The following is a 23,517-nucleotide window of genomic DNA, read 5'->3' as shown; positions in this document are numbered from 1 at the left end:
ATGCTCCCCAACCGAACCCTCCTCCTGCTCGCCTGCGCCGGCGTGCTGCTCACCGGCTGCACGGCGGCCGGTGGGCACACCGCGGTCGAGGACCGGTCCAGGACCGCGAGCACCGCGCCCGGCGGACAGGACCAGGGGCCCGCAGGGAGCAGCGGCCGAGCAGGACGTTCCGCGCCGGAGCCACAGGCCGTCAGGCCCGCGGAGATACCCGGTCTCGGGCCGAGGACCCGCGCGGCGGTCCCGGCGGAGGCACTGCAGGCCGTCGTCGTCACGGGGAAGGAGCCGGATTCCAACCGGGCCACGGCCGTGCTGTACGAGCGGGAGCCGGGGGAGGGCTGGCGTCCCGTGGCCGGTCCGTGGCACGGGCACAACGCGCTCAAGGGCTGGACGGACGACCACCGCCAGGGCGACCTGCGCTCTCCGGTCGGCGTCTTCGGGCTCACCGACGCCGGTGGCAGACTCCCCGACCCGGGCACGAAGCTCCCGTACGACCGCGGGCCCGCCTTCAGCATCAGCGGGCGCGGGTTCGAGGGGGAGCCGCTCGCCGGTTCCTTCGACCACGTCGTGGCCGTCAACTACAACCGCAGGCCCGGCACCACGCCCCTGGACTGGACCCGTCCCCTCGGCGCCGGGAAGGGCGGCGGCATCTGGATCCACGTCGACCACGGCGGGCCGACACAGGGCTGCGTCTCGCTGCCCCGCGGCCGGATGAAGGAACTGCTGCGGTGGCTGGACCCGGCCGAGCGGCCGGTGGTGGTGATGGGCGACGCGGCGGCGCTGGCGCGCTGAGAGCGACGGCGAGGGCCCGGAACCGCCGAACGGTTCCGGGCCCTCGCCGTGTCGCACGTCAGTGCACGTCAGGCCTTCTTCGGCTCCTCCAGGCGCGGGAACAGCACCGCGCCCTTCGTCACCGTCGCTCCGGCGGGCAGCTTGCCCCACTCGCCGGCCTCCTGGACCTTCTGGTCCGCGAGCGCGCCCAGTGCGGCGTCTGCGCCCAGGGAGTCCCACAGCTTCTGGGACGTCTCGGGCATGACCGGGTTGAGCAGGACCGCGACCGCGCGCAGGGACTCCGCCGCCGTGTACAGGATGGTCGCCAGACGGGCCCGGCCCTCCGGGGAGTCGTCCTTGGCGACCTTCCACGGCTCCTGCTCCGTGATGTAGCCGTTGACCTGCTTCACGAACTCGAAGACGCTCAGGATGCCGCTCTGGAAGTCCAGCTCCTCGCCGATCTTCCGGTCGGCCTCCGCGACCGCCTTCGCCAGGCCGTCCTGGACCGCCTGCTCCGCCTCACCCGCGGCCGTGGCAGCGGGCAGCGCGCCCTCGAAGTACTTGCCGACCATGGCCGCCACACGGGAGGCGAGGTTGCCGTAGTCGTTGGCGAGCTCGGAGGTGTACCGGGCGGTGAAGTCCTCCCAGGAGAACGAACCGTCCTGGCCGAACGCGATGGCGCGCAGGAAGTACCAGCGGTACGCGTCCACACCGAAGTGCGAGGTGAGGTCCTGCGGCTTGATGCCGGTCAGGTTGGACTTCGACATCTTCTCGCCGCCGACCATCAGCCAGCCGTTGGCCGCGACCTTGCCGGGCACCGGCAGGCCCTGCGCCATCAGCATCGCGGGCCAGATGATCGCGTGGAAGCGCAGGATGTCCTTGCCCACCAGGTGGACGTTCGCCGGGAAGGTCTCGTCGAACTTCGCCTGGTTCGAGCCGTAGCCGACCGCGGTGGCGTAGTTGAGGAGCGCGTCGATCCACACGTAGATGACGTGCTTCTCGTCCCACGGGACCGGGACGCCCCAGTCGAACGTCGAGCGCGAGATGGACAGGTCCTGAAGGCCCTGCTTGACGAAGTTCACGACCTCGTTGCGGGCCGACTCGGGCTGGATGAAGTCCGGGTTCGCCGCGTAGAAGTCCAGCAGCTTCGGGCCGTACTCGCTGAGCTTGAAGAAGTAGTTCTCCTCCTTGAGGATCTCCACCGGCTTCTTGTGGATCGGGCACAGCTTGGTGCCGTCCTCGGCCTCGATGAGGTCGCCGGGGAGCTTGTACTCCTCACAGCCCACGCAGTACGGGCCTTCGTACCCGCCCTTGTAGATCTCGCCCTTGTCGTACAGGTCCTGCACGAACTCCTGCACACGGTCCGTGTGCCGCTTCTCCGTGGTGCGGATGAAGTCGTCGTTCGCGATGTTCAGGTGCTCCCAGAGGGGCTTCCAGGCCTCCTCGACGAGCTTGTCGCACCACTCCTGGGGCGTGACGCCGTTCGCCTCCGCGGTGCGCATGATCTTCTGACCGTGCTCGTCCGTGCCGGTGAGGTACCACACCTTCTCGCCACGCTGACGGTGCCAGCGTGTGAGCACGTCGCCTGCGACGGTCGTATAGGCGTGGCCCAGGTGAGGAGCGTCGTTGACGTAGTAAATGGGGGTCGACACGTAGTAGGACTTCACGCCTTCGCCCCCTGCTTCTCGGATCCAGTGGCCGCCATGGTCGAAATCCTAACGGGCCCGGGAAGATCGACTCACACGCGTGCGGAGGGCACGGGTGGTGTCCGGTGGCCCCGTGACGTCCGGGCGGACGCTCTCCGCGTCCGCCCGGACGTCACCGGGGGCCGTCACCCGGACGTGCTCACGGCCGCCAGACCTCGAGGATCCCCTTGAACAGTTCCGCGTGCGGGAGCTCGAGGGGAGCCGGGCCGGCGTGGAAGAACGCGACGTTGTCCGCCTGGAGCTTGCGCAGGTAGTCGAACGCCTTGGCGTCGTGCTCACCGAACGCCACGAACTGCCAGAACACCGGCTTGCCGGCGGTCGCCGCGAGCGCGGCGGTGGCGGCGGTCTTCGACTCGGGGGCGCCGTCGGTCTGGAAGATCACCAACGCGGGAGCGTCGGTGTTCTTCTTCGCGTGCAGGGACATGACCTCCTCCACGGCGAGGTGGTAGTTGGTACGGCCCATACGGCCGAGCCCGGCGTGCAGCTCGTCGACGCGGCCCTCGTGGGAGTCGAGGGTGAGCTCGCCGGTGCCGTCGATCTCGGTCGAGAAGAACACGACGTCGACGGTCGCGTCGGCGTCGAGGTGCGCGGAGAGCGCGAGAGCCTGCTCACCGAGGCGCTGGGCGCTGCCGTCCTTGAAGTACGGGCGCATGGATCCGGACCGGTCGAGCACGAGGTACACACGGGCACGCGCCCCGGTGAGCTCCGCCTTCTTGAGGGCGGCGCCGGCGGCCTTGTACGCGTCCACCAGCTGCGGCGCCCGCGTCTTGAGCCGGGCGAGGCCGATGGCGGCGCGACCGCCGGGCTCGGCGGGCGCGTCGGTGACGGTGGGCTCGTCCGTGACCGTGGGCTCGGCGGCCTCGGTCTGGGCGACCTCTGCGACCTCCGCGACCGCGGGAGCGTCGGTCTGAGGCTCCTCGGCGTCGGCGGCCACGGGCTCGCTGGGCGCGGGCTCGTCGGCGACGGGCTCGCTGGGCGCGGGCTCGTCGGCCGCTGCGGGCTCCTCGGGCGCGACGACCTCGGCGGCCTCGGTTTCGGCGACGGGCTCCGTGACCGGGGCCTTGTCCTCGGCGGCCTCGGCCTTGTCCTCGGTGACCTCGGTCTGGGCGACCTCGTCCGCGGCGGCCTCGTCCACGGCGACAGCGTCCACGGCGGCCTCGGCCTTGTCGGCCTCGTCCACGGTGGCGTTCTCGTCGGCGACCTCGACCTCGGCGGCCTCGGTTTCGGCGACGGGCTCCGTCACCGGGGCCTTGTCCTCGGCGGTCTCGGTTTCGGTGACCTTCTCGGCCTCGGTCTCGGTGGCCGGAGCCTCGGCCTGAGGGGCCTTGTCCTCGGCGGTCTCGGTCTCGGCGACCTTCTCGGTCTCGGTGGCCGGGGCCCCGGCCTTGTCGGCCTCGGCCTGAGGGGCCTCGTCAACGGCAGCCTCCGCCTCAGCGGCCTTGTCCGCCTCTGCAGTCTCGGTCTCGGCCGAGGCCCGGTCCTCGTCGGTGGTGGCCTCGGCCACCACCGACGGCTTCGGTTCGGCCGTGTCGGTGGCCGCGTTCGGCTCCGGCGATGTCGCCTGGGCCGGGACCGACGCGGGGCGGTGGCGCGGCACCGGGTTGTCGAACGCGGCGGAGACCAGGTCGGCCGCCCGGTCGGTGGGGGGCTGCGAGGGGACCGTCGCGGTGGACGTGTCCTTGGCCGGTTCCGTGCGCTCGCTCTGGGCCGGAACGGAGGGTGCCGCCGACTCGTTACGCTCATCACGGTCGCGTCCGAACACCTTGCGCAGCATGCTCCGAATACCCATGGGCGAGGCCTTTCACATGAGTTGGGTGCGGTGACTGTCCGCTCCTGCCCGGGGCTACAAGGCCAGGGCGGACACGTAAGGTTAGCGGCCGCCCGGCGCGGCTCCGGGGAGGGCACCCACCGGACGGTTCCACACACCTCAACCGGCCCGTGGCCGTGCCCCATTCATCCGTCGTTCACCTCGCGTCCGCCGCCGTGCAGATGTGCGCCTCTAACGTCATGGCCGGAATCATTCCGACACCATGTCGGCGCAGGTGCGCCGAAGGAGGACGAAGTGCGCAAACTGCTGCCGCTGTTGACCACCGCTCCGCACGCGGGCGGACGTTCCGCCCTCACCTGCCGTTACCGCTGCGGCGACGCCTGCTTCCACGAGGTCCCGAACACCAGCGACAACGAGTACGTCGGTGATGTCATAGCGAGCGCCCTGTCGCGCCGCTCGATGATGCGCGCCGCCGCGGTCGTGACCGTCGCCGCGGCGGCCGGCGGCTCGGCCGTCGTCCGGACCGCCACTCCCGCGGAGGCGTCCAGCCGGAAGCCGAGTGCCACCAAGGTGGACGGTGCCCGGGGTCTGCGCTTCGCGCCCGTCGCCCCCAACACGGACGACAAGGTCACCGTCCCCGCGGGCTACGAGCAGAGCGTGGTCATCCGCTGGGGCGAGCCGATCCTCCGCGGCGCCCCCGCCTTCGACCCGGACAAGCAGTCGGCGAAGGCACAGGCCGGCCAGTTCGGCTACAACAACGACTTCCTCAGCCTGCTCCCGCTCCCCGGCGAGCGCGGCCGTCAGGTCCTCGTGGCCAACCACGAGTACACGGACGAGGTCCTGATGTTCAAGGGGTACGACCCCGAGAACCCCACTCGCGAGCAGGTCGAGATCGCCTGGGCCGCGCACGGTCTGTCGGTCGTCGTGGTCCAGGAGGAGCACCGCTCCGGCAAGCTCACCCCGGTGAACCGCCACCCGCTCAACCGCCGGCTCACCGCGACGAGCGAGTTCGAGGTCACCGGCCCGGCCGCGGGCGGCGCGCTGCTGCGCACCTCCGCGGACCCGTCCGGCACCAAGGTGCTCGGCACGCTCAACAACTGCGCCGGCGGCACCACCCCGTGGGGCACGACCCTCCACGGCGAGGAGAACTTCAACCAGTACTTCGCCTACGGCTCGAGCGCGACGGACAAGCGCTACGGCATCGGCTCCGGCGCCACGGAGCGCAAGTGGGAGCGTTTCGACAAGCGCTTCGACGTCAAGCAGGAGCCCAACGAGGTCCACCGCCACGGCTGGGTCGTCGAGCTCGACCCGTTCGACCCGGACTTCACGCCCGCCAAGCGCACCGCGCTGGGCCGGTTCAAGCACGAGGCCGCGCAGCCCCGGCTCACCGCCGACGGCCGGCCGGTCGTCTACATGGGCGACGACGAGCGCTTCGACTACTTCTACAAGTTCGTCTCCTCGAAGCGGATGAAGAAGGGCGGCAGCCGCGCCGCGCGCGAGCACAACCGCACGCTGCTCGACGAGGGCACCCTGTACGTCGCCAAGCTGACCGGCGACAGCCCCGCCGCCGAGATCGACGGCACCGGCAAGCTCCCGAACGACGGCGAGTTCGACGGTTCCGGCGTGTGGATCCCGCTCGCGACGGGCGACGTGTCGCACGTGCCCGGCATGACCGCGGAGGAGGTGTACGTCTTCACCCGTCTCGCCGGTGACAAGGTCGGCGCGACGAAGATGGACCGCCCCGAGGATGTCGAGCCCAGCCCCCGCACCGGCCGGGTGTACGTGGCTCTCACCAACAACAAGGACCGCGGCGCCGCAGGCAAGGCGGGCGCGGACGAGGCCAACCCGCGCAACGGCAACAAGCACGGGCAGGTCCTCGAGCTCGCCGAGCACTGGGACGACCCGGCGTCGGACGGTTTCGCCTGGCGGCTCTTCCTGGTCGCCGGCGACCCGGACGACCCGGCGACGTACTTCGCCGGTTTCCCGAAGGACCGGGTCAGCCCCATCTCCTGCCCGGACAACGTGGCGTTCGACCCGCACGGCAACCTGTGGATCTCCACGGACGGCAACGCGCTCGGCACCCACGACGGCCTGTTCGGTGTGGCCACGCAGGGTGAGCGCCGTGGTGAGCTGAAGCAGTTCCTGACCGTGCCGACCGGTGCCGAGACCTGCGGCCCGATCATCCAGGACCGTCGTGTCCTGGTGGCGGTGCAGCACCCGGGCGAGGTCGACGGCGCGTCCGTCGAGAAGCCCGCGAGCGCCTGGCCCGACGGACCGGGCAAGCTGGTCCGCCCGTCGGTCGTCGCCGTCTACCGCAAGGACGGCGGGGACATCGGCGCCTGATCGGGCCGCGGATTCACGAGGTGGCGCCCACGTGTGCGCGCCACCTCGTGAACTGCTCGGCGGCGTCTCCCGTGTACGCCCACGGGAGGTACGCCGCACGGGTGCCCAGCAGCGTGAACAGGCCGCCCGCCTCCTGCCGCAGTCCCGCGAGGCACGCGGCGTGCGTGAGGTAGTTGAGCTCCCCGATCTCCTCGGGCGCGACGGGCCCGTCCGTACGCCACAGGACCCACCGCTCCCAGGTGCGGCGGATCTCCCTGATCGCCAGCTCGTGCTTCCAGTGCTGGTCGAATCCGCGCACCACCCGCCCCTGCGCGGCGTCGGAGATGTACCGGTACTCCTCCGCGCGTGCGATCTGCACCAGCACCGGCAGCGGTGAGCCGGGCGGTGACGCGCCGGCCGCGTCACGGGCGAAGTCGTACATCCTGCCGTGCGAGCCGTGCCAGCGGGCCGAGTGGTAGCGCAGCAGCTGCACATGGCCCTCGACGTTGTACGGGTCGCGCCGGCGCAGCTCGTCCCACCAGCCGCGCAGTTCACGGCGGGGGACCCCGTCCTCGTACAGCCGGGCCACCGTCAGCAGCGACACCCATGGCATGGGGTCGGCCGGGTGGGCGTCGGCGGCGTCGAGGCAGGCCCGTACCGCGGCGTCGAGCCGTTCGCGGTCGGCGGCGCCTCGGCCCGTGGCGATCACCCGCTGGAACGCCCGCACGACCTCCGTGGCGGCGTACAGGACCGCGGCGTCGGGGCGGTGCGGTTCCGCGGCGCGCCATATCCCGGCCGTCGAGGAGCCCGCGGCGGCGTGGGCGAGCAGCCTGATCCGGTGGGTGCGCAGCGGCCAGTCGTCGCCGGTGGCGTGCAGCAGGTCGCGGACGCCCTGCCAGCGGCCGATGACGATGTCGTGCAGCGCGTCGGTCAGGGGGCGGTCCCCGAAGGCGGGATCGAAGTCGGGTACGAAGCGGCGGCGTACGGCCATCCTCGTTCACTCCCCTCGGCGGTGCGTGCGACGGGCCTTCAGCGGTCCCGGTGGTGTTCAGAAGTCCGTGGCCAGCGCCTTGTCGGCGTAGTCGCCGCGATGGGGGCCGTGGTCACCGGCTCCGTCGCCGGAGACGGCACGGGCCGCGTCCAGCCGGGCCGGCCGGTAGTAGGCGCTGCCCCGCCGCCAGTAGAGGACCATCGGGACGAGCCCCGCGGCGAGACCGCCGAGACCGATCGAGACCGACGCCCCGCTCAGTCCGCCGAGCGACTCGAAGAAGATCCACAGCATGAACAGCGCGCCCAGCAGCGGCCAGACGCCGCCGAGCACGAATTCGCGCACGGACACCAGCAGCATCCTGCGGTACGCGACGACGGCGGCGATCCCGGCGAGCCCGTAGTAGAAGGCGATCTGCAGCCCTATCGCGGCGACCGCCGCGGCGACCACGTCGGCGACGGAGCCGAGTGCCGTCGAGGCCACGAACAGGGCGAGGGCGACGACGCCGACGACCGTCACGGCCGCCCAGGGCGTGTTCCAGCGGCGGTGGACCAGGCCCAGCGCCGCAGGCATCGTCCGGTCGCGGCCCATCGCGAACAGCGAGCGGGTGACCTGGATCAGCGTGGTCTCCAGGGTGGCGACGGTCGACAGCAGCACCGCAAGGACCATCAGCTTTCCGCCGACACCGGGCCAGATCGCGGCCCCGAGCACGGCCGGCACGTTCGCCCCGGCCGCCTGGATCTCGCCGGACGTCAGGACGACGTTGACGGCGACCGTGACCGCCTCGAACAGAAGGAAGACGATCCCGACCCCGACGAGCGCGGCGAGTCCGGCGGTGCGGCGGCTGTCACGGGTCTCCTCGCTGAGGTTGCTGGTGACGTCCCAGCCCCAGTAGTAGAAGGTGGCGATCAGCGCCCCGGAGGCGAAGCCGGCCGTCCCGTCGAAGTGCGAGAAGCCGAACCAGGACCAGTCGAAGGCGGTCGCGGCGCCCTCGTGCAGCACGGCGGCGCCGACGAAGAAGAGCAGGATCGCCAGCTCGGTGCCGGTCAGGATCAGCTGGGCGCGTACGGTCAGCCGCGCGCCGCCCAGCACGACGAGCAGCATCGCGAGGAACCACGCCGCCCCCACGGCCGTGGCGAGGAACCGGTCGTCGGCGAGATCCGGATCGAAGAGCGCCAGGGTCATCGCGCCCGCGGGCAGCGAACCCGCCACCATGAAGATCGTCGTGGAGACGACCAGCGCCCACCCCGAAAGGAAGCCCAGGAAGGGGTGGAGGGTCCGCCCGACCCAGGAGTAACCGGCGCCCGCGTTGACGTCGATACGGCCGAGCCTGCCGAAGGCGAGGACGATGCCGAGCATGGGTATCGCGCAGTACAGCAGCGCCGCGGGCCCGGCGAGCCCGACCGTGGCGACGAGCACCGCCGTGGTGGCCGCGACCGAATAGGCGGGGGCGCTGCCCGCCACGGCCATGACGACGGTGTCGAACGTCCCGAGGACATTGGGCCGGAGCCCTCTGCCGGAGCTGCTGCGCATGGAAGTCTCCGAATGCCCTTGTGCCGCGCGGAATGTGCCGGCGCATCAGAAAGGGTCGCCCGTACGGAGAGAAGGCTCCGTGCCGGGGGATCGTGCGCATCGTAGTCGGATGTGTGCGCACAGGTGAGGGGGCGGGGTCCGCTCCCGTCCGCACGGGTCCGTGCCACGGACCGGCCGCGGGTCGTAGAGTCGGGACATGGCTGCAGAGGGAGCGTCCACATCGGGTGAGGGGACCGTACGCGTCGACGTGTGGATCTGGTCGGTACGGCTCACCAAGACCCGCTCGCAGGCGTCCGCCGCGTGCCGCGCCGGCCATGTGCGGGTCAACGGCGACCGCGTCAAACCCGCCCAGTCACTGCGCGTCGGGGACCAGGTGCGGCTGTTCCACGCCGGGCGCGAGCGTCTCGTGGTCGTCAAGAAGATCCTGCGGAAGCGGGTGGGCCCGCCGGTCGCGGCGGAGGCGTACGTGGACAACAGCCCGCCGCCCCCGCCCAAGGAGTTCGCCGCCCCGGCGGCGGTACGCGACCGTGGGGCCGGACGTCCGACGAAGCGTGACCGGCGCGAGCTGGAGCGGCTCCACGGCGCCCGGCACAAGGACTGACCGCTGCCGGCGGCGGGGACGACGGGGAGCAGCGGGTGCGGCCGAGCCCCGTGTCACGACCTCGGCGCGGGTGACGCGATGGCCCGCGCCGCCCGCACCTCCTGGCGCAGCGGCGCCAGCACGCCTTCCTCGTCGCCCGGCAGGTCCGCCCGCACCTCCACCAGCACCTCGCTCGACCGCAGCCCCTCCGCCAGCTCGCGCAGCTGCCGCTCGATCTCGGCGACCTCGGTGGCGCCGGGCGCATCGGCGCCGTGGTCGACGCGGACCCGCGCCGCCGTCGTCGCGTCCACGATCCGCTCGGCGGCCACGACCAGCGGCCACCACGCGGCAGCCCGTGTACCGGTCGGCGGTGGTTCGGTCAGGGCACGCTGGAACTCGGAGCGCACCGAGGACAGATCGCGGTAGATCCGCCGCCGGGAGTGCGCCCGGTCCGACGGGCCGGTGCCGCCGAACGCGGACGCCACGTAGTGCGCCGTGTCCTCCACGCACTGCGCGAGCCGGTCCGCGATCCGGGTGTGCCAGCTCTCCGGCCACAGCGCGTAGCCGGCCACCAGCACGATCGCGCAGCCGATGAGGCTGTCCACCAGGCGCGGCAGCACCAGGTAGAAGCCCTCGTGGTTGAGGATGTCCGACAGCATGAGGATCACCGGGGTGATCGCCGCGGTCTGGAAGGCGTAGCCCTTCACGGAGAACGCCGGGATCAGCGCCGCGAGGGCCATCATCACCGGCACGTCCCACCAGCCGCGCTCCACCACCGCCAGCACGGCGGCCGCCACCAGAAGACCGGCGGCCGTACCGAGCGCCCGCAGCACGGCCCGGGAGAACACCGAACCGAAGTCCGGTTTCAGGACGAACGTGACGGTGAGGGCCACCCAGTAGGAGCGGGTGACCGGGATCAGCGACACCAGTGTCTGCGCCAGCCCGATGCAGAGCGCCAGCCGCAGTCCGTAACGCCAGGACGGCTCGGACAGCAGCACATTGCGGGCGGCCTGCCGTGCCCTGACGCCGAGAGCGGCCGGCCGGCCCAGCCGGTCGTCCACGCCCGCCGGGTCCGGGTCGGTCCTGTGGACGACGGCCGACGCGTGGCGCAGCGCGCTGTTGACGGCACGGTCGGCCGGACCCTCCGGCTCGGGCAGGACGAACTCCGGCGCGGTGGTGCGCCCTTGTTCCACCGAGTCGGCCAACTCGCGGACCGCGGCCGCGATCTCCGGCCGCCGGGAGGCCCGCCCGTAACGGTGTGCGGCCGCCGCCGCCTCGACCAGCGGGACCACCACGTTCAGCTGGGCGAGCAGCCGCACCAGCCGGCCGCGCCGCCCGTGGTCGCGGGCACGCCGCGCCAGGATGAGGTCGTACGAGGTGTTCAGCGACTGGGTGACGTCCTGGCGGCGGGCGTCGTAGTCGGTGGTGCCCGCGGCGGCCAGCAGCGCGGCAACGCTGCGGTAGGTGTCCGCGACCGCCCCTTGCTCGGGTACGCGGGCCCGCACGGGCCAGGCCAGCAGCGTCAGTACGAGGACGAACAGCCCGCCGAGGGTGAGCAGCAGCGGGGCCTTCCACCACGGCCCCGGCATCGGCAGCCCGGCCCCCACCACCGCGTTGAGCAGGAGCAGCAGCCCGGACACGGAGGCCACCGCGCCGATGGAGGAGATCATGCCGGAGACGAGCGCGACGAGCGTGAGCGCGCCGACCGCGAGCCAGCCCTCCCCGTGGACGAGGATGCCGAGGGTCACGCCGACCGCTCCGAAGAACTGGGGGACGGCGATGTTCAGCAGCCGCATCCGGTAGGCGTCGGCGGTGTCACCGATGACGCCGGCGAGGGCGCCCATCGACACCAGCGCGCCGTATTCGGGGTGCCCGGTCGCCAGACCGACGGCCAGCGGGGCGGCGAGGGCGACGGCGGCGCGGCCGACGGCGGCCTTGGGGACGGGCACGGACGCGGGCCGCAGACCGTGCATCAGCCAGTCCGGCGGCGTCAGGCGCCCCGTGCGGCCGCCGTTGCCGTCCTCGCGTCGTCCCATGGGTTCAAGAGACCCCGAACGGGCCACCGGACGCAAGCTTCACCGCGCCCCGCCCGGCTGCGGGCCGGGGGCGGCGGTGCTCAACCGCGGGGCAGGGCCGGGTCGACACGGCTGCGGATCGGGGCCGGCGGTGCGCGGCTGCGGGCCGGGGTCGTCGGCCGCACTCGGCTGCGGGCGGGCACCGTCGCGCTCAGCTGCGGTAGTTCTCCACCTCTTCGGCGGGCCGTTCCCGCACCGTGCCGGGGTCCTCGCCGAACTCGGCCTTCGCGCGGCGCCGGCGCAGCAGGTCCCAGCACTGGTCGAGCCGGATCTCCAGCTGGCGCAGCCGGGCCTGTTCGTCGGGGCCGAGGCCGCGCTGGTCGGCGGAACGGTCGCGCAGTGCGCGCTCCTCGGCGACGAGGTTCCCGATGTCGTCGATGATCTGCTCATCGACCTGCTCGTTCTGCTGCTCGTGGTCCATGGCGTCTGCTCCGTGCTCCGTCGTGCGGGTGCTCGGTGCGCCGTCCTCGGCGACGAGCCGGCCGCACCGTCACGCGCGACGCGCGCGTCCGCGATGCCTCGATGACCGGGGCCCCGCCGTCCCGCACCACGTACCCACTCTGGCCCGCACCGGCGGTCAGCGCACATCGTGCAGTTCCAGCTCCACGAGCAGGGAGCGGTGGTCGGTGTCCGGCAGATCCAGGAAGCGGGCCCGGCGCACCGAGAAGTCGTCGCTGACCAGCACATGGTCGATCTGCGTGCCCAGCGGGCGGCTCACCGCGGCCGGCCAGGAGGGCGTGCGGGCGGCGCCGGCGAGGGTGGCGCCGTCGCTCAGCCCGCCCGCCCGGAGGATGCGGCGGAACGCGGCGTGGTCCTGGCCGGCGTTGAAGTCGCCCGCCATGACGGTCGGAGCACCCTTCGTGCGGGCGGCGTGGTCCCTCAGCAGCCCCAGTTCCCGGCGCCAGTCGTCCACCGCCTCCGGGACCGGCGGGAGAGGGTGCGCGAGTTGGAGGCCGACGCCGCGCCCGGCGACGTCGACGACCGCCCCCGGCATGGCGAGCGCGCTGTCGACACCGGGAGCGGGGCGCAGCGGATGCCTGCTGAGGATCGCGGAACCGGCCGCGGAGAAGTCCGCCACGACGTGCCGGTACGGGTAGTCGGCGCGCGGCACCTCCGCCTCCAGGGTCCCGGCGCACGTGTGGTCGCATTCCTGGACGAACACGATGTCCGGCTGCTCGCGGCGCAGCATGTCCACCAGCGCGCCGGTGGCCTGCCCGAACTCGACGTTCGAGGTCAGCACGTCGAGGCGGGCGACGACGGGGCCGGGCGGCTTCTCGGTCAGCCCGGTGTCGTAGGGCCGGACGAACCAGCCCGTGACCGCGAGCACCGCGACCGCCCAGCCCGCGAGGAAGCGGCTGCGCGCCGGCAGGGCGAGGAGCAGGGCGACGCCGGCGGGCACCAGCAGCCACGGCAGGAACGCGAGCAGTTGCGGCACGGGCGTGACACCGTCCGTGTCCGCGGCACGGCAGGCGGCGACGGCGGTGGGGGCGAGGAGCAGGAGTCCGGCGAGCCGGCCCGCGGCGCGCCGTGCGCCGGAGCCGGCCGTGCCGTACGGCGCCGCCGCCCGGTCCTCTTCCGCGCTCTCCCAGGTCGCCCTGTCCAAACCGGCCTCCGAGCCTCTGCGTACGGGAGGGTGTGGTCCCTCCGGACATGAGACGCCCGTTCCGGCGCGTCCGTTGCGGACGACCCGCGACTCGGATGCGCCGGCCGTCCCGCGACCCGGTCCCGTCCACCCCTCCCCACGGCCACGGACCCCCGCCACGCCGTTGCCCGGCGACCCGCGACTCAGGGGGCGGTCGCGGTCAGGCCCTCCCAGGACTTGCCTGCGGCCGCCCGCGGGTGTGCCCTGAAGAGGGGCGCGGGGGATGAGGGAAGGAGCTCTCCGCCATGGCCGCACACGCAGCGATGCCGCACCGTCGGCGCCGGTCTTCGGAACGACAGCACCACAGTCCCGCCTGGGCGCTGCCCGTCATTCTGGGCGTCGTCCTCGGCATCTGGGCCGCGTTCATCAAGCGGGCAGAGAACGACGGCGTCGCGACCGGGGGCCAGTGGATCCTCGGTGTGATCACCGCGGTGGTACTCGCGGCGCTCTTCTTCGCGCTGATGCGCGTCCAGCACGCCCTGCCGCGCGAACTGCGCGCCCTGGCCTACGGGGCCCTGAGCGGGGCGACGGTCGGCTTCCTGACCAGTCTCGCCGGGGGGAGCGTCCTGAGGGCCGCCGGGATCGGCGTGGCCGTCGGGGCCGGGGTGGCCGCCATGACCTTCTACTTCTATTACACGCGGGAGTGACAGGCGGGAGTGACAGGCGGGAGTGAGAGCGGGCGCCTGGTCCCGGGCAGACACCGCTGTCGGCGGGCCGTCATCGACGGCCCGCCGACGCGATGCCGCCCGGGGTCTGCCGTCCCGCCGTGAACGCCGAAGGATCCCGCACCGTCGGCATGCCGCGCCGACGCGACGCACCCCCGGTCCGGCCGTGATGTGCGGGCCGACCGATGACTTCCCGCAGCCGGCGGCGTCTCCACTGCACGGGCACCAAGGGACCGAAGGACAAAGATGACTGATCTGGCGATCGAGACCACCGGCCTGGTGAAGGTCTTCGGCGACAACCGTGCCGTGGACGGCGTCGACCTGCGGGTGCCGGCCGGCACGGTCTACGGGGTCCTCGGACCGAACGGCGCCGGCAAGACGACCACGGTCCGGATGCTCGCCACGCTGCTGCGGCCGGACGGCGGCGAGGCCCGCGTCTTCGGCAAGGACGTGCAGAAGGACGCCGACGCGGTCCGCAGCCGGGTGAGCCTCACCGGGCAGTACGCCTCCGTCGACGAGGACCTGACGGGCACGGAGAACCTGGTGCTGCTCGCTCGGCTGCTCGGCCACGCCAAGCCGGCGGCCCGGGACCGCGCCGCCCAGCTGCTGGAGGCCTTCGGCCTGCGCGAGGCGGCCGGCAAGCAGGTGAAGAACTACTCGGGAGGCATGCGGCGCCGCATCGACATCGCCGCGTCCATTCTCAACACCCCGGACCTGCTCTTCCTCGACGAGCCCACCACCGGCCTCGACCCGCGCAGCCGCAACCAGGTCTGGGACATCGTGCGGGCCGTCGTCTCGCAGGGGACGACGGTGCTGCTGACGACGCAGTACCTCGACGAGGCCGACCACCTCGCCTCACGCATCGCCGTGATCGACCACGGCAAGGTCATCGCCGAGGGCACGAAGGGCGAGCTGAAGGCGTCGGTCGGTTCCGGCGCCGTGCATCTGCGGCTGCGCGACGCCGATCAGCGGCCGGCGGCCGAGCGGGTGCTGGCCGAGGCGCTGGGCGCGGAGGTCCTGCTCGACCCCGACCCGGTCGCCCTCACCGCCCGCGTCAACGGCCGCGGCAGCGAACGCGGCGCGGCGGAGCAGGCGGCGCACGCACTGGCCGAGCTCGCCCGCTCGGGCATCACCGTGGACAACTTCGCGCTGGGCCAGCCCAGCCTGGACGAGGTCTTCCTCGCCCTGACCGACAAGAAGGGGGAGGCCGCGTGAGTACCGCGACCACCACGAAGGACGCCGGCGATCTGGAATTCGAAGCACCGAGGGCGGGGGAGCTCGCCGCGCTGCTGGTGTCCGCGGAGCGGCCCCCGAGGCCCGGTGCGTGGTCGGCGTCGCTGACGTTCGGCTGGCGCGCCATGCTCAAGATCAAGCATGTGCCGGAGCAGCTGTTCGACGTGACGGCGTTCCCGATCATGATGGTGCTGATGTACACGTACCTCTTCGGAGGCGCGATCGCCGGTTCCGTCGACGCGTACATCCAGTTCCTGCTGCCCGGCATCCTGACGATGAGCGTCGTGATGATCACGATGTACACGGGTGTCGCCGTCAACAACGACATCTCCAAGGGCGTCTTCGACCGGTTCCGCACGCTGCCGATCTGGCGGCCCGCGCCGATGGTCGGCTACCTGCTCGGCGATGTGGTCCGCTATCTGATCGCCTCGGTCGTGATGCTGGCCGTCGGCCTGATCATCGGCTACCGGCCCCACGGCGGGCCGGTGGGCATCGTCCTCGGCATCGCGGTGCTGATGGTCTTCTCGTTCGCGTTCTCGTGGATCTGGACGATGTTCGGTCTGCTGCTGCGCACCGAGAAGTCGGTGATGGGCGTCAGCATGATGGTCATCTTCCCGATGACCTTCCTGAGCAACGTGTTCGTCGACCCGCGGACGATGCCCGGCTGGCTCCAGGCCTTCGTCAACAACAGCCCCGTCACCCACGTGTCCACCGCGGTGCGCGAGCTGATGGCGGGCAACTGGCCGGCGGCGGACATCGCCTGGTCGCTCGGCTGGTCGGCCGTGCTCGTGGTCGTCTTCGGCACGGTCACGATGCGCCTCTACAACCGCAAGTGACCCGGCCTGCCGACACGGCGACGCCCCCGGCCCGTGGACAGGGCCGGGGGCGTCGCCGCCGGTTTCACTCCTGGGGCCCGCCGCGGACCACGACGACCGGGCAGGGCGCGTGCTGGCTGAGGTGCAGGCCGACGGAGCCGAGCAGCGTCGCCTTGAAGCCGCTGTAGCCCCGGTCGCCGACGACCACCAGCGAGGCGCCCGCGGACCTGTCCATCAGGGCCTGCGCCGCGCTGCCGATCATGACGATGCGTTCCACGGACGCGGCGGCCTCGGCGCCGAGCGTCTGCTCGAGGATGTCGTCGAGCACCTCGGCCGCCAGCGCCTGCGGGTCGAACTCGGCCGGGATGGCGGCGACCATCGAGGCCCAGCCGACGGCCGGGTACTCCCAGGCGATGACGGCCTCCAGGGAGTCCCCGGTCATCCCGGCCTGCCGTACGGCCCATCGCAGGGCCCTGACCGACGGCTCCGAGCCGTCGACGCCCACGACGATCTTGCCTGCCGCCGTGCCGGTCGTGTCCGTCATGTCGCCACCTCCGTAGCCGCCTGGCTCTTGGCCCGGTCCGGCCGTAGCCGATGCAAGCCTACGTAAATCTACGCAAACAGGTCGGCAGTTGCCGGTGCGTGGTCCGGTTCTCCGGCGGTTCGCGAGGCCATAAGAGTGGCGAGCTCGCGCCCCGCGCGGGCGATGCGGTCGGGCAGGGTGTCGGTCAGCGGATCACCGGAACCGCCCCAGTCCTCGGACGCCGCGTACACGGCGGTCGGTACGACGAAGGCCCGCAGGTAGGCGAACAGTGGCCGCAGCGCGTGCTCCAGCACCAGGGAGTGCCGTGCGGTCCCGCCGGTCGCCGCGATCAGCACCGGCTTCCCGGTGAGCGCGTCGGGCTCGATCAGGTCGAAGAACGACTTGAACAGTCCGCTGTACGAGGCGGTGAACACGGGCGTCACGGCTATCAGCCCGTCGGCGCCGGTCACCGTGTCGATCGCGTCGGCCAGCGGCTTCGCGGGGAAGCCGGTCACCAGGTTGTTGGCGATGGGCACGGCGAGGTCGCGCAGCTCGACGACCGTCACCCGCACCTCACGCCCGCCCGCGAGTTCCCGGCGTACGGACTCGGTGATCCGGTCGGCCAGCAGCCGGCTGGAGGAGGGGACCCCCAGCCCGGCCGATACGACGACGAGGTTCACGGGCCGTGCTGTCTGCGTCATGACGTCTCCTTCGTGTTCCGGCCGAGGACGGCGGGGTGCAGCGGGGCGGTCGCGGGGACCCCGGCCGGCCGCAGCTTGGCGAACTCCTCGCGCAGCACCGGCACGACCTCCTCGCCGAGGATGTCCAGCTGCTCGAGGACGGTCTTCAGCGGCAGCCCCGCGTGGTCCATCAGGAACAGCTGGCGCTGGTAGTCGCCGACCGCGTCGCGGAAGCCGAGCGTGCGCTCGATCACCTGCTGCGGGGAGCCGACGGTCAGCGGTGTCTGCTCGGTGAAGTCCTCCAGGGACGGGCCGTGGCCGTAGACGGGCGCGTTGTCGAAGTACGGACGGAACTCGCGCACCGCGTCCTGCGAGTTCTTGCGCATGAACACCTGGCCGCCCAGCCCGACGATGGCCTGCTCGGGAGTGCCGTGGCCGTGGTGGGCGAACCGCTGCCGGTACAGCCCGACCATCTGCTTGGTGTGGGACATGGGCCAGAAGATGTTGTTGTGGAAGAAGCCGTCGCCGTAGTACGCGGCCTGCTCGGCGATCTCGGGGGACCGGATCGAGCCGTGCCACACGAACGGCGGGACACCGTCGAGCGGGCGCGGGGTCGCGGTGAAGCCCTGGAGAGGCGTACGGAACTTGCCCTCCCAGTCGACGACGTCCTCCCTCCACAGCCTGTGGAGGAGCGCGTAGTTCTCCACGGCCAGGGCGATGCCGTGGCGGATGTCCTTGCCGAACCACGGATAGACCGGGCCGGTGTTGCCGCGGCCCATCATCAGGTCGACGCGGCCGTCCGCGATGTGCTGGAGGTACGCGTAGTCCTCGGCGATCTTCACCGGGTCGTTGGTGGTGATCAGCGTGGTCGACGTGGAGAGCGTGATCCGCTCGGTCAGGGCGGCGACGTGCCCGAGCAGGGTGGTCGGGGACGAGGGGACGAACGGCGGGTTGTGGTGCTCGCCGGTCGCGAAGACGTCGAGACCGACCTCCTCCGCCTTGCGGGCGATGGCGACCGTCGCCTTGATCCGCTCGTGCTCGCTCGGCGTACGGCCGGTGGTCGGGTCCGGCGTGACGTCGCCGACCGTGAAGATGCCGAACTGCATGACGGCTCACCTCTCGAGACTGGTTGAACGTTGAACTAACCATACCGCTCAACCGTGCCACTCCGGCGGCTATTCCGGCCCGGTGGGTCCGCCGTCGCCGGACCCGCCTGCCGCCGGCCCGCCGCCGTCGCCCGGGCCGCCCTGCCGCCCCCGCCCTCAGGGCCGTCAGCTCCCGCCGACGGCCCCCGGGAAGAGCTGGCGGAAGGCGTCCGCCGACTCGGAGCCCGACCGGCCGAAGGGCGCGTCGAAGTCCCACACCAGGAAGAGGAGGAACGCGATCAGCGCACTGAAGAGACCGGCGAGCAGCAGCTCCCGGAACGACCGGCCGATCTGCATGGTGAAGATCAGCCCGATCGTGACGGCGGCCCCACTGATCAGGCCGAACCATACGATGCCCGGCAGCGTCTCCCCGGCACCCGCCGCGCGGGCGTTGCGCGCGTCCTCCGCGGCCGCCACCTGGTCCAGCATCGGCTGGTAGGCCTGGGCCTCCAGCTCGTTCTTCGGCTCCCGCTCCGCCACGTCGGTGCGCACGGCCGCCAGCAACTCGGTGCCGCGCGGCGACAGCTCCTTGCGCTCGATCATCCGGGGCCACTCGCTCTCCACGACCTCCGAGACGTAGACGTCGATGTCCGCCCGGAGCCGGTCGCGGAAGTCGGCCGGATAGACCTGGGCCCGCTGGGTGACCTCGTGCAGCGCCTGCGCCTCCGTGCGGACGGCGTCCTGCGCCGCGCCGCGCGCCTCCCAGACACCGGCGATGGCGAGACCGAGCACGATCGCGTACACGACGCCGACCATCATCACCATGTACTCGAGCACATCGGGTGTCTCCGGGGCCTCCCGCTCCTCGATGTCCGCCTGTGCCGCGGCGCCGCGCGTGCGCTGGCTGAGGAGGGTGACGACGAGGACGACGGCGCAGGCGGCGGCCATCACGATGGCCAGGACCAGCCATTCGGACATGGGGGTCTCCGGTGGTGAGGTGAGACGTGGGAGGTGGGTGCTGAGGTTCAGGCCCGGCCGTGCCGGTTGGCGGCGGACTGCGAGCGGGGGCGCAGCAGGGCCGCGGCGAGCACGGCCGGAGTGGTGGTGACCAGCATCAGAATCGTCAGGGGCGTCCCGTCGGCGGGCTCGAGCCCGCCGGTCGACGGCCGGTACGTGCGGATGGCGACGGCTTCAGCGCGCGCCGGCGGAGCCGGAGCCGCGGCGGGCGGGGCGGGCGCCGCCGGTCCGGTGGGCGCCGGTGGCGCGGGGGCCGGCGCGGCCGGGGCCTCGGTCCGCACGACGGGCGGGGCCGGCGGTTCGGCGGACGGCGACGGCGCGGGGGACGGGGGCGGCGAGGGCGCAGGCGCCGACGGCGAAGGGGCGGGCGTTTTTGGAGGCTCGGGTGACGGCGGCACCGGTGCGGGTGGTGCGGGCGGCGTCGGAGTGGGCTCGGGCGGACAGTCCAGGCCGATGGTCACCGACAGTCCGAGGGCGAGCCCCGGTACCGCCACCGACACCGAGATGATCGGATCCTTTGGGCCGTGCTCCGTCATCGGTCCATGATCGGGTGCGCTCACCGACATCTCGGCACGCCCCGATCCCCCGGCATCCCCGGCCGTGGCGGCGACGACCCCCACCCCGTGTGTTCCGAGAATCGCCGCAACCCCCACCGCACTCACGTGCTGCCATCCCGCCACGACGCCACGGTAGAGGTCCGGGAAGGGGTGGTATGAGCAAAATCACCCGTTCGGATGATTAGTGAGTTCATTCGACCGCGCGGGCCCGTGTGGCGCGAGTCATTTTGCACTTTGTTGCAAAAGCCTCTCGGGGCGGCTAGAAATTCAGTCGACACCCCGTGCGAGGAGGCACCGATGACGACGAGTACGAGCAGCACCACGGCCGGGCCGGCGCCGTACCCGCATCTGCTGAGCCCGCTCGACCTCGGGTTCACCACCCTGCCCAACCGGGTCCTGATGGGCTCCATGCACGTCGGCCTGGAAGAGGCGGAGCGCGGCTTCGAGCGCATGGCCGCCTTCTACGCGGAGCGCGCCCGCGGGGGTGTCGGCCTGATCGTCACCGGTGGCATATCGCCCAACGACCGCGGCCGCCCGTACGAGGGCGGGGCCAGGATGACGACCGAGGAAGAGGCCGCTTCGCACCGCGTCGTCACCGACGCCGTGCACGCCGAGGGCGGCCGGATCGCCATGCAGATCCTCCACTTCGGCCGGTACGCCTACCACCAGGACCTGGTCGCGCCGAGCGCGATCCAGGCGCCCATCAGCCCCTTCGTGCCGCACGCCCTGACCGACGACGAGGTCGAGGAGACGATCGAGGACTTCGTCAGGGCGGCCGTCCTCGCCAGGTCGGCGGGCTACGACGGGGTCGAGATCATGGGCTCCGAGGGCTACTTCATCAACGAGTTCATCGCGAGCGCCACGAACCACCGCACCGACCGCTGGGGCGGCGCCTACGAGAACCGCATCCGGCTGCCCCTGGAGATCGTCCGCCGCACCCGCGAAGCGGTCGGCACCGACTTCATCCTGATCTACCGGCTCTCCATGCTCGACCTCGTGCCCGGCGGCTCCTCGCTCGAAGAGGTCGTGACGCTCGCCAAGGAGATCGAGGCGGCAGGTGCCACGATCATCAACACCGGCATCGGCTGGCACGAGGCCCGTATCCCCACCATCGCGACGTCCGTGCCGCGCGGCGCGTACAGCTGGGTGACCAAGAAGCTGATGGGCGCCGTCTCGGTGCCGCTGGTGACGAGCAACCGGATCAACACGCCCGAGGTCGCGGAGGAGCTGCTCGCCGACGGGCGCGCCGACATGGTGTCCCTCGCCCGCCCGTTCCTCGCGGACCCGCAGTTCGTGGCCAAGGCGCGGGCCGGCCGCGCCGACGCCATCAACACCTGCATCGGCTGCAACCAGGCCTGCCTCGACCACACCTTCAACCTGAAGATCACCTCCTGCCTGGTGAACCCGCGCGCCTGCCACGAGACCGAGCTGGTCCTCGCGCCCACCCGGCTGAAGAAGCGCATCGCCGTGGTCGGCGCGGGCCCCGCCGGTCTCGCCTGCGCCGTCTCCGCAGCCGAGCGCGGCCACGACGTGACCCTCTTCGACGCCGCGGACGAGATCGGCGGCCAGCTGAACATCGCCAAGCGGGTCCCGGGCAAGGAGGAGTTCGACGAGACCCTCCGCTACTTCCGCACCCAGCTCGCCGAGCGCGGCGTACGCCTGCGTCTCGGCACCCGGGTCGGCGCCGACGACCTCCCGGCCGCCGACTTCGACGAGGTCGTCGTCGCCACGGGCGTCACGCCGAGGACCCCCGACATCGACGGCGTCGACCACCCGAGCGTCGTCAGCTACCTCGACGTGCTGCGCGACGGTGCCCCGGTCGGCGAGCGCGTCGCCGTCATCGGCGCCGGCGGGATCGGCTTCGACGTCGCGGAGTTCCTCACCGACGGCGGCGAGGGCGCGAGCCTGGACGCGGAGACGTACTTCCGCCAGTGGGGCGTCGACACCGGTTACACCGCCCGGGGCGGGCTGACGAAGCCCGTGCGCCCGGCCCCGCCGAGGGCCGTGCACCTCCTCCAGCGCAAGACCAGCAAGGTCGGCGCGGGCCTCGGGAAGACGACGGGCTGGATCCACCGCACGGAGCTCAAGCACCGCGGCGTGACGATGACGGCGGGCGCCACCTACGAACGGATCGACGACGAGGGCCTGCACCTGACCGTCGACGGCACCACGTCCGTGCTGCCGGTCGACACGGTGGTGCTCTGCACCGGTCAGGAGCCGCAGCGCGGACTGTACGACGAGCTCGCCGCGGCCGGCCGGACCGTGCACCTCATCGGCGGCGCGGACGTGGCCGCCGAGTTGGACGCGAAGCGCGCCATCGACCAGGGCACCCGCCTGGCGGCCACCCTCTGACCGCGCGTCCCCGCGCGGGGCGGCGGCAGATCGACGCGCTGCCCTGACTTCGGCGGCCGGCCGGGAGGCGACCCGCTCGCGAGCCTCCCGGCCACCTGAGGCGCGCCCACCGTGCTGTCACAGGGGTGGCATAGCATGCGCACGACTCATAAGACTTTCGTAAGAGGATGTACGCGTCATGGCAGTCCGCTCCCTGTCCCGTTCCCTGCGCGGTATATCCGCCCTCGTCGCCCTGCTCGCGGTCGGCGCGGTGGGGTGCTCGGAAGTCGTCGAAGACGCCAAGGACGGCGCGAAGAAGGTGGCCCGGCAGCGGTCGGTCTTCTCGCTCAACCCGGGAGACTGCTACAACCCGAACGGCAAGGCCACCGAGGGCGAAGCGGTCGCCATCGAGATCGTGCCCTGCGCCGAGCCGCACCAGGCCGAGGTCGTCGGCGAGTTCACGCTCGACGAGGGCAAGGCGTTCCCCGGCAACGACGCGATCTGGGCGATCGCCGACGAGCGGTGCCCGGCCGAGGCGCAGAAGTTCTCGCCCGACACCTGGGCCCTGCCCAAGGGCGTGGAGATCTTCTACTACACGCCGACCACCGAGAGCTGGGCGACGGGTGACCGCGCCGTGAGCTGCAGCTACACCAAGGAGACGGGCACGATCACCGGCTCGCTGAAGGCCGGCCCCGAGGCCTCGAAGCCGGAGCAGACCGCGTACCTCAAGGGCGCCAACGCCGTCTACGAGGCGCTGTGGACGACCCAGCCCGAGGCGGAGAACGTAGAGGACGACCTCGACGGCTACAAGGCCCAGGCCAAGGCCGTCGCCGCCGCCCTCGACGCGCACCTCGAAGGCATGAAGGACATCGAGGGCGTGGAGACCGGCAAGCTGCGCGCGAAGCTGGAGAAGACCGCCGGACACTGGAAGAAGGCCGCGAACGCCGCCGACTCCGACGCGTTCTACGTCGCGTACGACCCGGCCTTCACCGGCCTCGACCCGAAAGCGACGGTCGCCGCGCGCAAGGAGCTCGGCCTGGCCACCACGGTCCCGGCCGACGACGCCGAGGTCTGGGCGGGCTGACGCCCGCCGGACGGGGCCCGCGTCGGCCGGGACGCGGGCCCCGCCCGGGCCGCGCCGGTCAGTCGCCGGTCCCGCGTCCCGGCCCGCCCGCCACGCCGGGTGCGCACGCACGCCCGGACCGCACGCCGTCCGGGCGCGTGACCGG

At 72.2% G+C, this 23,517-nt stretch carries 18 protein-coding genes and 1 pseudogene; 8 read left to right on the top strand and 11 right to left on the bottom strand.

Annotated elements, in window-relative coordinates; all coding sequences use genetic code 11:
- Positions 1–789 (top strand): L,D-transpeptidase family protein, encoded by a 789-nt coding sequence (locus SPRI_RS18140; protein WP_005314703.1) that lies wholly within the window; start codon positions 1–3, stop codon positions 787–789.
- Positions 790–857: 68 nt separating this feature from the next.
- On the opposite strand, the pseudogene metG reads toward SPRI_RS18140, so the two are convergent.
- Together metG and SPRI_RS36485 are read right to left on the bottom strand one after the other, a co-directional pair.
- Positions 858–2,473, bottom strand: a pseudogene (gene metG / locus SPRI_RS18135) (methionine--tRNA ligase).
- Between the two features lie 140 nt (positions 2,474–2,613).
- On the bottom strand, positions 2,614–4,263 hold the full coding sequence (locus tag SPRI_RS36485; protein ID WP_037774151.1) for a VWA domain-containing protein: 1,650 nt from the start codon (positions 4,261–4,263) through the stop codon (positions 2,614–2,616).
- Positions 4,264–4,536: 273 nt separating this feature from the next.
- Here SPRI_RS36485 and SPRI_RS18125 point away from each other — a divergent pair, with 273 nt between their 5' ends.
- Positions 4,537–6,585 carry a PhoX family protein gene (locus SPRI_RS18125; protein ID WP_005314682.1) on the top strand — a complete coding sequence of 683 codons (2,049 nt, stop codon included), beginning with the start codon at positions 4,537–4,539 and terminating at the stop codon, positions 6,583–6,585.
- A 13-nt stretch (positions 6,586–6,598) separates the two neighbouring features.
- Here SPRI_RS18125 and SPRI_RS18120 read toward each other — a convergent pair whose 3' ends face one another.
- Both SPRI_RS18120 and SPRI_RS18115 read right to left on the bottom strand, forming a co-directional pair.
- Complete coding sequence (locus SPRI_RS18120) at positions 6,599–7,555, bottom strand: hypothetical protein (RefSeq protein WP_005314679.1); 957 nt, start codon at positions 7,553–7,555, stop codon at positions 6,599–6,601.
- 57 nt (positions 7,556–7,612) lie between these two features.
- Positions 7,613–9,085, bottom strand: coding sequence for an APC family permease (locus tag SPRI_RS18115; protein ID WP_005314676.1), 1,473 nt, complete (start codon positions 9,083–9,085; stop codon positions 7,613–7,615).
- 196 nt (positions 9,086–9,281) lie between these two features.
- Between SPRI_RS18115 and SPRI_RS18110 the strand changes: the two genes are divergently transcribed.
- Positions 9,282–9,686, top strand: a complete 405-nt coding sequence (locus tag SPRI_RS18110; protein ID WP_005314673.1) for an RNA-binding S4 domain-containing protein — start codon at positions 9,282–9,284, stop codon at positions 9,684–9,686.
- A 53-nt stretch (positions 9,687–9,739) separates the two neighbouring features.
- On the opposite strand, the gene SPRI_RS18105 is transcribed toward SPRI_RS18110, so the two are convergent.
- The 3 genes from SPRI_RS18105 to SPRI_RS18095 form a co-directional block, all read right to left on the bottom strand.
- Complete coding sequence (locus tag SPRI_RS18105) at positions 9,740–11,701, bottom strand: FUSC family protein (protein ID WP_050791520.1); 1,962 nt, start codon at positions 11,699–11,701, stop codon at positions 9,740–9,742.
- 190 nt (positions 11,702–11,891) lie between these two features.
- The gene (locus tag SPRI_RS18100; protein ID WP_005314669.1) at positions 11,892–12,161 is read right to left on the bottom strand and encodes a DUF2630 family protein; all 270 of its coding nucleotides are present in this window, start codon (positions 12,159–12,161) and stop codon (positions 11,892–11,894) included.
- Positions 12,162–12,317: 156 nt separating this feature from the next.
- Entirely contained in the window at positions 12,318–13,343 is a 1,026-nt protein-coding gene (locus tag SPRI_RS18095; RefSeq protein WP_053557098.1) for an endonuclease/exonuclease/phosphatase family protein, read from the bottom strand.
- Positions 13,344–13,627: 284 nt separating this feature from the next.
- Between SPRI_RS18095 and SPRI_RS18090 the strand changes: the two genes are divergently transcribed.
- The 3 genes from SPRI_RS18090 to SPRI_RS18080 all read left to right on the top strand — a co-directional run bounded on the left by SPRI_RS18090 (position 13,628) and on the right by SPRI_RS18080 (position 16,116).
- Positions 13,628–14,029 carry a hypothetical protein gene (locus SPRI_RS18090; RefSeq protein WP_005314662.1) on the top strand — a complete coding sequence of 134 codons (402 nt, stop codon included), beginning with the start codon at positions 13,628–13,630 and terminating at the stop codon, positions 14,027–14,029.
- 264 nt (positions 14,030–14,293) lie between these two features.
- Positions 14,294–15,262: a daunorubicin resistance protein DrrA family ABC transporter ATP-binding protein gene (locus SPRI_RS18085; RefSeq protein ID WP_005314660.1), complete on the top strand. Its 969-nt coding sequence runs from the start codon at positions 14,294–14,296 to the stop codon at positions 15,260–15,262.
- On the top strand, positions 15,259–16,116 hold the full coding sequence (locus tag SPRI_RS18080; RefSeq protein ID WP_005314657.1) for an ABC transporter permease: 858 nt from the start codon (positions 15,259–15,261) through the stop codon (positions 16,114–16,116). The genes SPRI_RS18085 and SPRI_RS18080 overlap by 4 nt, the downstream gene beginning before the upstream one ends.
- A 64-nt stretch (positions 16,117–16,180) precedes the next feature.
- Here the strand turns inward: SPRI_RS18080 and SPRI_RS18075 are convergent, their stop codons facing one another.
- The 4 genes from SPRI_RS18075 to SPRI_RS18060 form a co-directional block, all read right to left on the bottom strand.
- Positions 16,181–16,639, bottom strand: coding sequence for a universal stress protein (locus SPRI_RS18075; protein ID WP_053557097.1), 459 nt, complete (start codon positions 16,637–16,639; stop codon positions 16,181–16,183).
- Between the two features lie 68 nt (positions 16,640–16,707).
- Positions 16,708–17,319 carry an FMN reductase gene (locus tag SPRI_RS18070; RefSeq protein WP_005314651.1) on the bottom strand — a complete coding sequence of 204 codons (612 nt, stop codon included), beginning with the start codon at positions 17,317–17,319 and terminating at the stop codon, positions 16,708–16,710.
- On the bottom strand, positions 17,316–18,404 hold the full coding sequence (locus SPRI_RS18065; protein WP_005314650.1) for an LLM class flavin-dependent oxidoreductase: 1,089 nt from the start codon (positions 18,402–18,404) through the stop codon (positions 17,316–17,318). The genes SPRI_RS18070 and SPRI_RS18065 overlap by 4 nt, the downstream gene beginning before the upstream one ends.
- A gap of 165 nt (positions 18,405–18,569) precedes the next feature.
- Positions 18,570–19,361 (bottom strand): bestrophin-like domain, encoded by a 792-nt coding sequence (locus SPRI_RS18060; protein WP_037774150.1) that lies wholly within the window; start codon positions 19,359–19,361, stop codon positions 18,570–18,572.
- A gap of 893 nt (positions 19,362–20,254) precedes the next feature.
- Between SPRI_RS18060 and SPRI_RS18050 the strand changes: the two genes are divergently transcribed.
- Both SPRI_RS18050 and SPRI_RS18045 read left to right on the top strand, forming a co-directional pair.
- Positions 20,255–22,309, top strand: a complete 2,055-nt coding sequence (locus tag SPRI_RS18050; RefSeq protein ID WP_005314648.1) for an NADPH-dependent 2,4-dienoyl-CoA reductase — start codon at positions 20,255–20,257, stop codon at positions 22,307–22,309.
- A gap of 178 nt (positions 22,310–22,487) precedes the next feature.
- Positions 22,488–23,372, top strand: coding sequence for a septum formation family protein (locus SPRI_RS18045; RefSeq protein ID WP_005314647.1), 885 nt, complete (start codon positions 22,488–22,490; stop codon positions 23,370–23,372).
- The last annotated feature ends 145 nt before the right edge of the window (positions 23,373–23,517 follow it).

Source organism: Streptomyces pristinaespiralis (assembly GCF_001278075.1).
GTDB classification, from domain to species: Bacteria; Actinomycetota; Actinomycetes; order Streptomycetales; family Streptomycetaceae; genus Streptomyces; species Streptomyces pristinaespiralis.
The sequence above is the reverse complement of the archived record's forward strand: the minus strand, read 5'-3'. Positions and strand labels throughout refer to the sequence as shown.